Source organism: Oribacterium sp. NK2B42, from assembly GCF_000424445.1.
GTDB lineage: Bacteria > Bacillota > Clostridia > Lachnospirales > Lachnospiraceae > Oribacterium.
The window spans coordinates 39,323-52,687 of record NZ_AUJX01000005.1 but is presented as its reverse complement, the minus strand read 5'-3'; the positions used below and the strand labels follow the sequence as shown (position 1 = coordinate 52,687).

The 13,365-nt window shown below is 43.3% G+C and carries 12 protein-coding genes, 2 tRNA genes and 1 pseudogene; 2 read left to right on the top strand and 13 right to left on the bottom strand.

The genetic code is table 11. The annotated features are described in order from the left end of the window. Positions 1 to 167: 167 nt before the first annotated feature. The 12 genes and pseudogenes from ftsE to G625_RS0102305 all read right to left on the bottom strand — a co-directional run. A pseudogene (ftsE, locus tag G625_RS23405) lies at positions 168 to 821 on the bottom strand (cell division ATP-binding protein FtsE); the annotation flags it as partial. A 120-nt stretch (positions 822 to 941) separates the two neighbouring features. Next, positions 942 to 2,033: a PucR family transcriptional regulator gene (locus G625_RS0102355; RefSeq protein ID WP_029199840.1), complete on the bottom strand. Its 1,092-nt coding sequence runs from the start codon at positions 2,031 to 2,033 to the stop codon at positions 942 to 944. Positions 2,034 to 2,244: 211 nt separating this feature from the next. Next, positions 2,245 to 3,357: an ABC transporter ATP-binding protein gene (locus tag G625_RS0102350; protein ID WP_029199839.1), complete on the bottom strand. Its 1,113-nt coding sequence runs from the start codon at positions 3,355 to 3,357 to the stop codon at positions 2,245 to 2,247. 176 nt (positions 3,358 to 3,533) lie between these two features. After that, positions 3,534 to 4,184: a S1-like domain-containing RNA-binding protein gene (locus tag G625_RS0102345; RefSeq protein ID WP_029199838.1), complete on the bottom strand. Its 651-nt coding sequence runs from the start codon at positions 4,182 to 4,184 to the stop codon at positions 3,534 to 3,536. A 138-nt stretch (positions 4,185 to 4,322) separates the two neighbouring features. Beyond that, positions 4,323 to 5,048 carry an acyl-[acyl-carrier-protein] thioesterase gene (locus tag G625_RS0102340; RefSeq protein ID WP_029199837.1) on the bottom strand — a complete coding sequence of 242 codons (726 nt, stop codon included), beginning with the start codon at positions 5,046 to 5,048 and terminating at the stop codon, positions 4,323 to 4,325. Positions 5,049 to 5,375: 327 nt separating this feature from the next. After that, positions 5,376 to 5,855, bottom strand: a complete 480-nt coding sequence (gene mscL, locus G625_RS0102335) for a large conductance mechanosensitive channel protein MscL (RefSeq protein WP_029199836.1) — start codon at positions 5,853 to 5,855, stop codon at positions 5,376 to 5,378. A 132-nt stretch (positions 5,856 to 5,987) separates the two neighbouring features. Beyond that, positions 5,988 to 6,839, bottom strand: coding sequence for a hypothetical protein (locus G625_RS0102330; RefSeq protein ID WP_029199835.1), 852 nt, complete (start codon positions 6,837 to 6,839; stop codon positions 5,988 to 5,990). 229 nt (positions 6,840 to 7,068) lie between these two features. Next, positions 7,069 to 8,601: a hypothetical protein gene (locus G625_RS0102325; RefSeq protein WP_029199834.1), complete on the bottom strand. Its 1,533-nt coding sequence runs from the start codon at positions 8,599 to 8,601 to the stop codon at positions 7,069 to 7,071. Between the two features lie 72 nt (positions 8,602 to 8,673). Continuing rightward, the gene (locus G625_RS0102320; protein ID WP_029199833.1) at positions 8,674 to 9,546 is read right to left on the bottom strand and encodes an ABC transporter ATP-binding protein; all 873 of its coding nucleotides are present in this window, start codon (positions 9,544 to 9,546) and stop codon (positions 8,674 to 8,676) included. After that, positions 9,539 to 9,898, bottom strand: a complete 360-nt coding sequence (locus G625_RS0102315) for a GntR family transcriptional regulator (RefSeq protein WP_029199832.1) — start codon at positions 9,896 to 9,898, stop codon at positions 9,539 to 9,541. Before G625_RS0102315 ends, G625_RS0102320 begins: the two co-directional genes overlap by 8 nt. Before the next feature lie 234 nt (positions 9,899 to 10,132). Beyond that, positions 10,133 to 10,204: transfer RNA gene (locus tag G625_RS0102310), tRNA-Gln, on the bottom strand. Positions 10,205 to 10,237: 33 nt separating this feature from the next. After that, positions 10,238 to 10,309 (bottom strand) — tRNA-Gln (locus tag G625_RS0102305). A gap of 266 nt (positions 10,310 to 10,575) precedes the next feature. Here G625_RS0102305 and G625_RS0102300 point away from each other — a divergent pair. Together G625_RS0102300 and G625_RS22240 are read left to right on the top strand one after the other, a co-directional pair. After that, on the top strand, positions 10,576 to 11,802 hold the full coding sequence (locus G625_RS0102300; RefSeq protein ID WP_029199831.1) for an ATP-binding protein: 1,227 nt from the start codon (positions 10,576 to 10,578) through the stop codon (positions 11,800 to 11,802). Positions 11,803 to 11,829: 27 nt separating this feature from the next. After that, entirely contained in the window at positions 11,830 to 11,961 is a 132-nt protein-coding gene (locus tag G625_RS22240; RefSeq protein ID WP_156884996.1) for a helix-turn-helix domain-containing protein, read from the top strand. Positions 11,962 to 12,070: 109 nt separating this feature from the next. Here the strand turns inward: G625_RS22240 and G625_RS0102290 are convergent, their stop codons facing one another. Beyond that, positions 12,071 to 13,198: an FAD:protein FMN transferase gene (locus tag G625_RS0102290; protein ID WP_242826577.1), complete on the bottom strand. Its 1,128-nt coding sequence runs from the start codon at positions 13,196 to 13,198 to the stop codon at positions 12,071 to 12,073. Between the last annotated feature and the right edge of the window lie 167 nt (positions 13,199 to 13,365).

Sequence of the window (13,365 nt, the reverse complement as noted above, 5' to 3'; positions counted from 1 at the left end):
GGTTCCGTCCAGTCTTCGTCCCAATCGTCTTCCCAATTTCCTTTTTCAGCTTCTTCATAACTCTCATCGAAATCATCCTCGGAAGAATCATCATTTTCTTCGAAAGTATCTTCTTTGAAATCCTTTTCGAAGTTTTTCCCGGTATTTTCAAACTCCTCCGGCATGGTATCCGATATTATCTCCCCCAGTGACATACGGACGGTGCGCTTTTTCATGCGATTCACCATTTCACGGTCGTGGGTGATGACGATTACGGTTGTTCCCTGGGCATTTATACGTTCAAGAAGACTCATGATCTCCTGCGCGTTTTCATGGTCGAGGTTTCCTGTTGGTTCATCGGCAATGAGAATCTCAGGGCGGTTTACGAGAGCTCTTGCAATGGCTGTACGCTGCTGCTCTCCTCCGCTAAGCTGTCTTGGATACGAACTGCCCTTGGAGCTTAATCCGGTGAGCTTCATGATCTTTGAAACATTTTCATCTATCTCAGCATTGGACTTACCGATGATGAGCTGGGCAAAGGCGATGTTTTCATATACTGTCCGGTCTTCCAGAAGTCTGAAGTCCTGAAAAACCACTCCGAGACGTCTGCGGTACTTAGGTATGTGACGTCTGCGAAGATGTGTGAGGTCGATATCATTAACAAGGATTGAGCCCTCGTTGGGATCCAATTCCTTGGTGAGGAGGCGGACCAATGTTGATTTGCCGGAACCGCTTCGTCCGACAATAAAGCAAAATTCACCATCCTGTATCCTGAGGTTTATATTGTTCAGTGCAGTGACGCCGGTCTTATAAGTTTTTGTAACATTAGTGAATTCTATCATTTAAAGGGATTCTTTCTGTTTCGATTTTTAAAGTGCACCTATATCATAAGAAAAAGCCGGCTATTGTGTAAACACCAATAACCGGCTTTTTATCTTTTGATTTTCTTACTATTTTTAAAATCAGTAGTTTATGGACTCCATATACTTCATGTATTTAACTACCATAAGTGCGATCTTGAAGGTTATGGCATCGTCAAATACTCTCAGGTCAAGACCGGTGGAGCGCTGAAGCTTGTCCAGTCTGTAAACAAGAGTGTTTCTATGGATATAAAGCTGTCTTGAAGTCTCTGAAACATTAAGGTTGTTCTCAAAGAACTTGTTGATGGTTGTGAGGGTTTCCTCGTCAAACTCATCCGGAGAAATGCTTGTAAAGATTTCCTTGATGAACATCTTGCAAAGAGGAAGCGGGAGCTGATAGATCAGACGTCCGATACCCAGACGGTTATAGGCAATGATGTTTCTGTCTTCGTAGAAAATCTTGCCAACCTCAAGAGCCATCTTCGCTTCTTTGTATGACTTTGATACATCCTTGATCTCGTTAACAACGGTACCGAAGCTTACACGGGCCTGGATCATAGCCTCTGTCTCAAGCATGTCGAGGATGGTTTCTCCTACATGATAGATTTCTTCGGAGGTTTCATTGGGCTTGACTTCCTTAACGACGATAACATTCTTTTCATCTACAGCAGTTACGAAGTCCTTTGTCTTTGTAGCGAAAAGAGTTTTTAATGCATCAAGTGCGCCGGAATCGTTGGTGCCCTTGTCTGTCTCAATGATGTAAACCACGCGCTTTACACCGATATCGATGTGGAGTTTCTTTGCACGGTTATAAATGTCAACCAGAAGAAGGTTATCGAGAAGAAGGTTCTTTACAAAGTTGTCCTTATCGAACTTCTCCTTATAGGCAACGAGAAGTGTCTGGATCTGGAAAGCTGCAAGCTTGCCTACCATATAAACATCATCGGTGTCGCCCTTTGCTATAAGAACATATTCAAGCTGATGTTCATCAAAAATCTTGAAGAACTGGTATCCTCCCACGGCCTGGCTGTCTGCCTGAGACTCTGCAAAGGAAGAAACCATAGCTTCTGTATACTGATCATCTGAGAAAGTTGAAGCAAGAATTTTGCCATCAATATCAGCGATAGCAATATCAACTCTTGTAATGCCTTTAAGTGAGTCAATCGTGCTCTGTAAGACCTGATTTGATATCATAGTAACTCCTATCTGAATGAAAGATGTAGTATCGTCTTCTACTACACATAATTACAATTATTTTACTAAAATCAACTTTCAAGTGCAAGATTTCCCGGAATTTTATTTTTTTTGCGGAGGAGCCTGGCTGAACTGTTGCCAGCTGAATTAAATAACCCCGGAACGATTAGGTTCCGGGGTTTGAAATCTTTTATGAAGGGATTGATCCAAATTAGTTTGTGATGGTCTTCTCTGTATCCTTGTCGAATACGTGGATCTTTGACTCGTCGATAGCGAATGTAACAGTAGATCCTGTACGAGCTGCTGTCTTAGGGTTAACTCGTGCTACCCATGAAGCGTCTCCTAAATCGAAGTAAAGGAGTGTCTCTGCACCGAGCATCTCGTATACCTTGATCTCGGCCTGTACTGTCTGCTTCTGGTGGGATGCTACGAAATCAGCCTCGTCATGGATGTGCTCAGGTCTGATTCCAAGAGTAACAGTCTTTCCGATGTATCCGCCTTCCTTAAGCTTTGCAGCCTTAGCAGGGCTAAGAGCGATTGTGTGACCTGCAAATGTAAGAGTTACCTCTCCGTTTGACTCGCCGCACTCTGCATCGATCATGTTCATCTGAGGAGAACCGATGAATCCGGCAACGAACTTGTTGCAAGGTGTGTCATAAAGATTCTCAGGAGAATCAACCTGCTGAATGATACCATCCTTAAGAACAACGATTCTTGTTCCGAGAGTCATAGCCTCTGTCTGATCGTGTGTTACATAGATGATAGTTGTCTCAAGAGACTTGTGAAGCTTTGCGATCTCTACACGCATCTGTGCACGAAGCTTAGCATCAAGGTTTGAAAGAGGCTCGTCCATAAGGAATACCTTAGGTCTACGAACGATTGCACGTCCCATGGCAACACGCTGTCTCTGTCCACCTGAAAGAGCCTTTGGCTTTCTGTCAAGAAGGTGCTCAAGGTCAAGGATTCTTGCTGCCTCATGTACCTTCTGATCGATCTCATCCTTAGGAACCTTACGAAGCTTAAGACCAAATGCCATGTTATCATATACTGACATATGAGGATACAGAGCGTAGTTCTGGAATACCATTGCGATATCTCTGTCCTTAGGCTCTACATCATTCATTCTCTTGCCATCGATGAGAAGGTCACCGCTTGAGATATCCTCAAGACCTGCGATCATACGAAGTGTGGTTGACTTTCCACATCCTGAAGGACCTACGAAAATGATAAACTCCTGATCCTTTACATCAAGGTTGAACTTCTTAACGGCTTCAAAACCGTTTGAGTATTTCTTGGTTACATCTTTAAGAACTACACTTGCCATAGTTACATGTCTCCTTACTGAGTTAAATACGTTGCTTAGTTGACAAAGAGATTCAATCACCAGCTCTTTGTGACAATGTGTATGATACTCCAACAAATATTTAATCTCTACGGCACAGCTACCCAAAAAAAGATGTGAATATTTAGACAAAGTGTCCGACAGGAAAACCGGTTTTGTTAATAAAGACAAAAAATCGAAGTTTTTGTTATCTTAATCTTGCCTTCTTTCAGCAATTTGCCTACAGAACGCTTGAAAGCAGCCTTTGACATACCGAAATCCCGCTGAATTTCGTCAGGTTGTACAGTTTTGTCGGTGTACGGTACATGTCCTTCGAACTTTTCTGTCAATATCCTCAAAACCTCATCGGCATTTTGCTCATAAAAATAGCTCTTAATTTCGTCATTTTTAATAACGGTTGCGTTTGCATGCTTCTTTGTGTACATGGTAGCGGCGAGACGCTGTGAGTGATCCACATAAAGATATACTTCCACAGAATCACCTTTTTTTACTTCATATCTCATTTCGTGATATGGAAGCAGCACGTCTCTCTCCAGTCCAATGTCTACAAAAGCACCGATCTTGGTAACATCCTTGACCATTACCTTTGCTATCTCTCCCACTGACACAAGTGGCTTCTGGGTGGTTGCTATAAGGCGGTCTCTGGAATCCTTGTAAACAAAAACCGATAATTCATCCCCTATGGTTTTTCCGTTGGGAACCTGCTTTTTCGGAAGAAGAACGGAAGCGCCTTCATTGTCTTCAAGATAAACTCCGAAATCCTTTTCTCTTGCAATCTTTAATGTCTGATTCTTTCCTAATTCGATCATGATTAAACCTTTCTGAAAAACTTAACTGCCGATATTTACCGGTGCAGTCGGACTAAAATAAAAGTTTATGTAAATAATGCTCTTGAAGCTGCAATATACATGAACGTGTGAAACCGGAATTCCCGGTGAAAAACCATTTTACAGAAATTCTATGTTACAGAATACATCTCCTGTTTCTGACCGGAGACTGACTACTATCCCGCCATTGGCACTCTTTCCGTACATGGGGATCATAATGTCTCCGAGAACGGCTGCTTTTCGGTATTCTGCTCTTATACGGCCGGAAGTGAAGCTCTCCTTTCCTTCAGTTACCGCTGAAAGCACATCGTCCGCAATCTGAAGATACCGGGCATTGTTCACATGGTGGTTGGTATCGATGTGATGGGGCTCGATCTTAATGGCAGGTGCCTCAACCATTTCCTCCGGTTCCTGAACCTTGCGGTCTCCGGCAGTGAGCTTAAGAACATCCTCCAGTTCTCCGAAAGAACTAACCATTTCTTCATCTATCTTGACCGGACGCTGGCGTTCCGTGTCAAAACAGAACCAAATGCTGTCGGCCCTTAACAGGTAATTTCCCTCAGAATTCTTTATCCAGAAATTTCTGCGGCCAAGCACTCCTCTGAAAGCATGAGGGCTTGTACCCACGGTGATGTTCTCATATAATCTGGGCATCCTTTCTACGTAAATATCCCAGTAGCTGAGCAGCCATGCCTTATGGAGTTCATTCAGCCTGTCCAGTGTAAGTCCAATGTCGGCGCTATGAAAGGTACTGCAGTCCTGAAGATAATTGACCAGTGCAGTTATGGTGATGTCCTGTGACCCTCCCACTTCCGAATATCTTACTCTCTCTTTTATTTCGTACATAAATGTCTCCTGAATCTGAAAAGGCAGGTTCTACGTTCCCGTAAAACCTGCCTGAAAGTCTCTGGTTTATGGGTGTTCCGTTCCTTAAGGTGCCTGTTATCCTGTCCAACAGTAGTTACATGCCCGGAAAGTCAGTATCGCCTGATACGGTCTTTCCAAGGCGTTTAAAGTATATTAAACGCTGATTGAAATAAAATCAAGGAAAAAAGAACTGCCGATTTTTTGTATATTGGCGCATAAGCTGTATATAAGAAAAAAGACCGCCGCATTGCGCGGCGATCTTTTTGTAACAGTTCAGCCGGGTGGGCTGTTATGCTTTTTTATATATCAGGCATTGAGCTCAGCAGGATCGATCTTGAAGCCCTCAAGCTTTGATGTACAGTGCGGGCATCTTGTTGCTTCGATGCTGATCTCTGACTTGCAGTATGGACACTCCTTGGTCTTTGCAGGCTCTTCAGCAGAAGCTTCCTCTTCTTTGCGGAGCTTGTTGATGCCCTTTACAAAAAGAAATACAACAAAAGCCATGATAAGGAATGAAATAGCCTCTGTAATAAATTTACCGTAAGCAAAAACCGCACCCTGCTCTACTGCTTCTGAAAAAACCTTTGTGGTCTGACCTGCAAGCGGTACGAACATATTGCTGAAATCCAGCTTTCCGGTAAAGATGGAAAGCAGCGGCATAACCAGATAATCAACGATGCCCTTTACCAAAGAGGTAAAAGCAGAACCGATGATCATACCTACAGCCAGGTCGATCATATTGCCTTTGATCGCAAATTCCTTGAACTCTTTTATGAAATCCTTCATATTTTCCCCCTTTTGCCCTAAGATTTTAAAATCTCAAAGAGCTATAAAAATAATATACATTTTCTCATCTGTTTAGGTGAGTAACTAAACCTGGATATCTGACACAGATATGTCGGCCTGACCGGCTGATAATCAGTACATCAGTGCTCCGTCAGCTCCAACGTAATGATGTCCATATTCGTCATCGACAAATTTATCCACATCCATGAATCCGTTAGTGCCAATGTGATACCACTTTCCGTCGCTTTCCACAACCCATCTGTTGGTTACGGGAATGCCGTTCTCGATATATACCCATCCGTATGGCGCCCAATTCTGCCACTGGTCTCTTGATGTAGACTCCTGGTTAGGAGCCTGGGATGAATTCTGTGAAGAATTCTGAGAACCACCGTTCATTGCATCTGCAGGTGAAGATCCGGAAGCCGGTGTTGAACTTGATGAGCTTGAAGAACTCCTGCCAGGTGTAGATGATGAGGAACCTGAGCTTGATGAACTTGAAGAACTTGATGAGCTGGATGATGAAGCAAGTGACTTAAGGAAGTCACTGTCAACTTCGAGAACATCAGATTCTGATGATGACTTTTCGTCTTCTCCTTTATTCTTCTTTCCTGCGGTAATCTTAAAGGTGTATTCTCCTGTACGATTTATCTTTTTGATATAGCTTGTAAGTTCTTTTTTGCCTGAGGTTGTGGATGCACTTATGCTTCCGCTTGTAGCATCGCTTGTACGGTTTTTGTCATCAACATAAATTGTGATGGTACCGGTGGACTTATCCGAAGCCTCTGACCAGGTAGCATAAACATGTGTCTTACCATCAGAATCTTCAGTAGTATCCCAGGATGCATCTCCTATGGAATAGTCTTTTTCATCCTCATCTTCATCTTTCTTTGCAAATGCCGTAATCTCACCGAGATATGAGCTTACAGGTGATGAGGTTGCGAGAATTGCTGCCATCATAACAGCTGATAATTTTCTTAATTTCATTGTTTCCTCCATACCGGGTTCTACCCTCTAGAATAAAGGGACAAAATATTTGAATCCCTTTTTTAAACCCATGATTAATGATAATACAAGAAAGGGATTTTTGAAAACCTTTATCGAAGAATTAATTAAAAAGTAGATATTTTTATAAAAAAAGTTCAGCACAATGTAAACCACCGGGGACGGTTCTCGCCGGCGAGAACCGTCCCCGGTGGATAACCGGCAGATTAGTTTATTCGGTTTTGGTTATTTCTTTGTGTTCAGTCCGGAAATCCAGGAAATCCTTTAAAGTCATTGTTTCAAGATCACCTGACTTCAGGCTTCCGGATTCTTTGTTTATGATGGGATAAACGGTTACATCACAATATCTGCTAATCTCTTTCAGCTCCTCTTCTGAAAAAGGATAAGCGCCGGTGTAGCTGTAGTCATTGTATTCACGATAGTCATCTTCTGCTTTTTTATTGTAAACCTCAAAGCAGACGGAGCTGTAACCGGTATTCCGGTTATAGAATCTGGATCTGGATTGTTTGCGGTAGGCTTCCAGCTTCTCAATTATGTCTTTGTAATCCGCCTTGTTTTCCGTGGGTATCGTGAGGATGAAGGAGACATTGGCATAATTCTCATCATAATTGTCAGAATTATCAAGGCTTAGATCTTCAAGCTTTACGTCTGCCCTGTACTGGTAACAAAGGTATTTTTCTGAGTAAAGGTTGTAGGGCAGGCTGCTGAGACCAAAGCCTTCCGTTGCCCAACCAAGTTTTGCAAAGCCCATGGTGCCGATACAAAAGATCAGGAACAGAACAATGGGCTTATAGGAAATCTTAATTGATCTTTTATAAACAAAAGAAGCCACGATGTAGATAAAGAACAAAAGCAGGTACACGAATTGCAGGCCTTCAAAGCTGTCTGATACTACCGTCCATGAAAGGTCCAGAAGGATCAGCAGGAGGTAAACATTGATGATGAAAGGATATGCAAGGATGTCATCGGACAACTGCTCGGCACGTTCTGCTTTTCTGTTTATAAAGTGATGCCTTAGAAGGATCATGGATATAACCATGATGAAAGACATTGGCAGCAGATAAAGTGTCATGAAGCCGGTGTCGCTGTATTCAGGTTCAAGAAGTGCTCCGGTGTTTATAAAAAACATGGATATGGGGGACAACAGTATGCCTATCTGGTTCACAAGGCTGTCTGATGGGATGTTCCGGCCGGCGATCATGGAGTACAAAAATGACATGACCGAGATAGCTACTATTCCCGGAAGAACTGTATATGCTCCTATCATAACCACACCGTCAAATACGGAATTTGTGAGTGCATAGACAGCTGAGTGGAATAAGATGAGGACAGCAATGGAAAAGGCGGAAAAAAGCTGCAGAGACACAAAGGTTCTCATGAGTATGACGTCACGGGCATGGACGAGCCATATAAGGGTGGTTCCTGCAAAAAAGCAACCGTAGGATAAAAGCCATGTCAAAAGAAGATTCGTGATGAGCTGCTCTTTACGTGAAACCGGCAGTGAAAAATACATGTCGACACTGCTTTTTCTGTGGATGTATGCAAACAGATATACAGGCATCGCCATGGTGAGCAGTATGGACAAAACACAGCCGATGTTGGCGCCGGCTATAAAGGTGTCTTTGGGGTATGCGGGATCGAAGCTTGTGAAGGGAATAAGCTGAAATCCTATGTAGATCAGAATGAAAAACAGGAGGGATACTTTTCTGCTTTTTATCAGCCATTTGAAATAATTTTTATTCATAATATCTCCATTCCGGTGCATGGTTCCCGGTAAAAAGTTTTGTATATTTAAACAGCTTAGGCATTCGTTGGATCAATGCTTTTTTTCAAGCTCGTAAATGAATAGTTCTTCAAAGTTTATCGGAAGGACATTGAGAAGTATGGGGTTCATTTCACGGAGCCTTGTTTCTGTAGATTCCATATCGCCCCGGATTATCAGCTTGTATACCTGACCTTCCTTTTCAAACTGGAGTACGTCCAGATCCTTGAAATCATCCTTTGTGTGTTCATCTGTGAAGGCCAGCTGGTATTTGTTGATATTTTCCTTTGATTCTGCCAGGTCTCCGCCTCTCATTATGCTTCCGTTTTCAAGCATTGCGAAGCTGTCGCAGATATCCTCCAGCTCTTTAAGGCTGTGTGAGGATATGACTACTGACACCTCTTCATCCTCCAAAAGGTCTGTGAGAGCCTGTTTAAAATGAAGTCTGGCAAGAGGCTCCAGTCCGTCGTAAGCTTCGTCCAAAAGAAGGAGCTTGGGATGGATGGCTAATGCAAAAAGCAGGGATACCCTTCTCTTCATTCCCTTTGAAAAGGTTGAGATGGAGGCTTTTGGGCTTAGCTCGAACATATCGAGATATTTCCTGAAGGCATCGGGATCAAAGTTGTACATGGATTCATAAAAAAGCTTCAGACTTTCGATAGTGGATCCAATGGGGAAATAAGCCTCATCGCTGACAAAGGCAATCATCTTTTTTGTTTCCATGTCATGATAGGTGCTTCTTCCGTCCAGCATTATGCTGCCCGTTTCGGGTTCGTAAACTCCCGCTATGGAACGGAGTAAGGTGGATTTTCCTGCCCCGTTGATGCCCACCAGGCCCACGATGGATTTATCATTGACTGTCAGATTTAAATCCTTCAGTACCTCTTTTTTTCCAAAGCTTTTGGATAAATGTTCAATCTTAAGCATTTTGAGCCTCCTCATAAAGTTTATCGATGGCTTTTAGGATCTCCTCTTTTGTTATGCCGCTATTTTTAAGAGGTTTGAGCAGAGTCTCTATCTGGATGAGTCTGGAGTTTTCCGGATTGACCTCTGCAACATAAACGCCTTTTTTAGGCAGATTGTAAACATACCCCTTTTGTTCCAGCAGAGCATAGGCCTTGGCAACCGTATTTGGATTAATGCCGTTTTCCGTAGCCAGCTGTCTGACAGAGGGGAGCTTGTCGCCGGGATTCAGTACGCCGGCTTCGATAAAGCTTAGTATCTGAGCCTGGATTTGTTCAAATATGGGCTCCTTGCTTTGAAGGTTCAATAAAAACATGGTTCACCTCTAAAACTGTATCACTTGTACCATCTGTATTAACTGTACTACCTAATTGGAATAAAACAAGACATTTTTGATTGTTTTCAGAAAAATGTAAAAGTTGAGTGTCGAGCTTAACGCTTTTAAATGGATACCCGCCGGTTTCGGCTGGTCATATCTCTGGCTGAACTGTTTTGAAATCTGGCTAATGGAATAAAAAAATCCGATTCACATGGTGTGAACCGGAATAAGCAGCGCTACCAGGATTCGAACCTGGGAATGACGGAATCAGAATCCGTTGCCTTACCACTTGGCGACAGCGCTATATGAAATTGTTTACTTGTAAGGCTACAAGAGCAGCGCTACCAGGATTCGAACCTGGGAATGACGGAATCAGAATCCGTTGCCTTACCACTTGGCGACAGCGCTAAAATAATTCGTCGCTTCAAGCGACTTGTATATACTACATGAAGGCACAAATCTTGTCAACAGGATTTTTAAAAAAACTGATGGATCCCCAGCTTCCCAGCTTCTTTTCCGCCAGCAAAACCACGAGCGAGTAAAAGTGGCAGTTAAAGCGGTTGCTTTTATATTTTTTTCAAAAGTTACCGCTTTAACTTGCGAATAACGCGTGTTTGTGCTATGATGGCATCGCAAAACATCAGGAAGACGAAATGACATGGAGGCTGATTCAGATGAAGCTTTACAGACGGGAAGACTACCTGCAGAAGATCAGAGGGTTTTATCATGACACCGGTATTATCAAAGTCATTACGGGCGTCAGGCGGTGTGGAAAATCCTGCCTGATGGAAACGATCTCCATGGAGCTTAAGGAGAATGGTGTCCGTGATGAAAATATCATCTACCTGAACCTTGATAAACGTGGCTTTCGAAAAATAAAAACAGCTGACCAGCTTGATGCATTGATCGAAGAGCGGTCTGCTGCAGAGGGAACGAAGTATTTGTTTATCGATGAGATCCAGAATGTCAATGATTTTGAAGAAGTGATCAACGGATACCGGGAGGAGGAAGAGTACTCTATCTTCATCACGGGTTCCAATTCATATCTTTTAAGTGGCGAGCTTGCCACTAAACTAACCGGCCGCTATCTGGAATTTGAGGTTTTTACGCTGAGTTTTTCAGAATATCTTGGAATGAAAACCTTTCTGAAAAAACCGGTGTCGCCGGATCTGACCTCGGAGTTTGACTTATATCTTACTGAAGGCGGATTCCCGAAAGCACTGTCGTATGAAGGGGCTGATAAACAGGCCTATATCCGAGGCGTAATTAAGGAAATCTTTGAGAAAGATATTCGTAAGAGAGTAAAGGTCCGCAAGGTATCTGTCTTCGAAAACGTTCAGCGGTATATCATCAATAATTTTGGTGCTACCATGAGCCTGACCAACATCCTTGAGGACCTGAAGAGAAATGGATGCCCAATCCGCAGGGAAACGCTGAACCGTTATATTCACATCTTAGAGGAAGCAAAGATCATTTACCCCTGCGAAAGATTTGATTTAAAATCCCGCAAATCGATTTCCGGAGAGCAGAAATACTATCTTGCTGATCTGGGTTTTTACTTTGCTCTGAATACTGACAAACGAATCAATTACGGTCCAGCGCTGGAAAACATCGTTTATACCTACGCTAGATCCAAAGGCTATAACATCAGCGTCGGCCGAATTGGGAAGCTGGAATGCGATTTTATTCTCGAACGAAACAATACAGATTACTCCTATATCCAGGTTGCTATGACAATCATGAACAGCATCGACACAGAGGATCGAGAATACCGGCCTCTAGAAAGCATCAAAGATAATTATCCGAAATATGTAATCACTCGGAACGATTTGATTCAGCATCGCAGCGGAATTGTTCATGTGAATATCGCGCCGTTTATGAAAGAAAATCAGCTGTTCTGACACAAACTGCAACGAGAGGAGGCTGCCATGTCTGACACTTATCTTCCCGGCGATACCCGACAGCGTATCCAGGACCTTATCAAAAGCAGGAAAATCATCCAGGCCGAACTTGCCGAAAGAGTCGGCCTTTCAAGCAGTACCCTCAGCCGGTATCTTTAGGGGCGGACAACGAACCAGGGTGATGGTTATATCATCCGGATCGCCAAATACTTTGATGTGTCGACGGACTTCCGTCTCGACGAGAACCGTCTCAGTAAATAATTTTTTGTTATTTAGTGAAATCCTCAAATCCGTCTGTAAAGGTTTTCGTCCCATCTTCAGAGATCCACATTACTTCTACCCTTCCCACTCTGTCGCTTTTTCTCAGAACGCTGCTGCCGTCGGAAACAGATTGTATGAGTTTCTTTCCGTCTTCAATGCTCATACTGAAAAGTGCAGTGGACAGCGCATCTGCCAGTGCCGAATCATGGGTAAGGATCGTGACGCTTCGGTGGTAAGCTGCGGGATAAAGTGTATCGGGATCAATGATATGATGATAACGCTTTCCGTCCACAACATAGTAGCGTTCGTAATCCCCGGAAGTAACCAGAGACATACCATCAAGATAAGTTATGGCCGAATACTGGTCTCCAGTCTGTGAGTCACGGTAAGTGGGGTTTTCAACCGGACATACCCATTTATCTTTATTGTCCTTTAGTCCTATGGCCCGGAGGTTTCCTCCAAGATTAAGCATAAAGCTGTCAGAGCCTGCGGACTCAAGCAGCCTTGCTGCATCTTCTGTTGCGTAGCCCTTTGCTATGCCGCCTACATCCAGACTCATTTCGGGATCCTGAAGGTAGATGGTTCCTGCAGCTTCGTCGATGATGATATCATTTATGTCAGTATGTTTAGCGGCCTCTTTCAATGCCTCCTCATCCGGCAGTTCACCCTTTTCGGGATTTGCCATACCTATCTCCCGCTTTTCGTGCCAGAGCCTCAAAACTGCGCCATAGGCAATGTTTACTTTACCATCCGTAAGGGAATAGATATCCTTGCCCCATTTAATAAGCTCTATCAGTTTTTCGTCAACCTTTACCGGCTGAATGCCTGCGTTGTCATTGACGGTCTTCAGATTATTGATACCGTCGTAGTCATTGTAAATATCAAAAAGCTGATGCTCCTTAAGAAGAAGCTCATGGGAAGCATTATAGCGCTCCTTGAAGGTTTCTTCGGTTGCTTCATAGCCGATCTCCATGGAGATAGTATCGAACACATCAAGAAACTGAGCAGTGAAACGCTCCTTCTTTTCGGGTGCCGAAACAGGTACGGATGCACAGCCTGTGGTTATGGTGAGAACAGCTGCCGAAAACAAAGCAACTGCTTTTCTGAAATTGTTGTTAAATTTTGCTTTTTTCAAATTCTGCCTCTTTACTTTTGGATGATAAGTTAAACACCGGCACATTATAACACAGGATACGGGATTTTCCCAACAGTTCAGCCGGGGCATGGGCAAAACCGCTTAGGGAGCTGCTTTCAGATTTTTATGACGCAGGCTACCCATATATAAATGTATGTCCTACGGCT

Bases quoted from the DNA above. Each gene is read 5' to 3' on its own strand.
- G625_RS0102325 (WP_029199834.1), bottom strand. From the start codon at position 8,601: ATGAATAAAAATTATTTCAAATGGCTGATAAAAAGCAGAAAAGTATCC.
- G625_RS0102355 (WP_029199840.1), bottom strand. From the start codon at position 2,033: ATGATATCAAATCAGGTCTTACAGAGCACGATTGACTCACTTAAAGGC.
- G625_RS0102345 (WP_029199838.1), bottom strand. From the start codon at position 4,184: ATGATCGAATTAGGAAAGAATCAGACATTAAAGATTGCAAGAGAAAAG.
- G625_RS0102340 (WP_029199837.1), bottom strand. From the start codon at position 5,048: ATGTACGAAATAAAAGAGAGAGTAAGATATTCGGAAGTGGGAGGGTCA.
- G625_RS0102330 (WP_029199835.1), bottom strand. From the start codon at position 6,839: ATGAAATTAAGAAAATTATCAGCTGTTATGATGGCAGCAATTCTCGCA.
- mscL (WP_029199836.1), bottom strand. From the start codon at position 5,855: ATGAAGGATTTCATAAAAGAGTTCAAGGAATTTGCGATCAAAGGCAAT.
- G625_RS22240 (WP_156884996.1), top strand. From the start codon at position 11,830: ATGTCTGACACTTATCTTCCCGGCGATACCCGACAGCGTATCCAGGAC.
- G625_RS0102350 (WP_029199839.1), bottom strand. From the start codon at position 3,357: ATGGCAAGTGTAGTTCTTAAAGATGTAACCAAGAAATACTCAAACGGT.
- G625_RS0102300 (WP_029199831.1), top strand. From the start codon at position 10,576: ATGAAGCTTTACAGACGGGAAGACTACCTGCAGAAGATCAGAGGGTTT.
- G625_RS0102320 (WP_029199833.1), bottom strand. From the start codon at position 9,546: ATGCTTAAGATTGAACATTTATCCAAAAGCTTTGGAAAAAAAGAGGTA.
- G625_RS0102315 (WP_029199832.1), bottom strand. From the start codon at position 9,898: ATGTTTTTATTGAACCTTCAAAGCAAGGAGCCCATATTTGAACAAATC.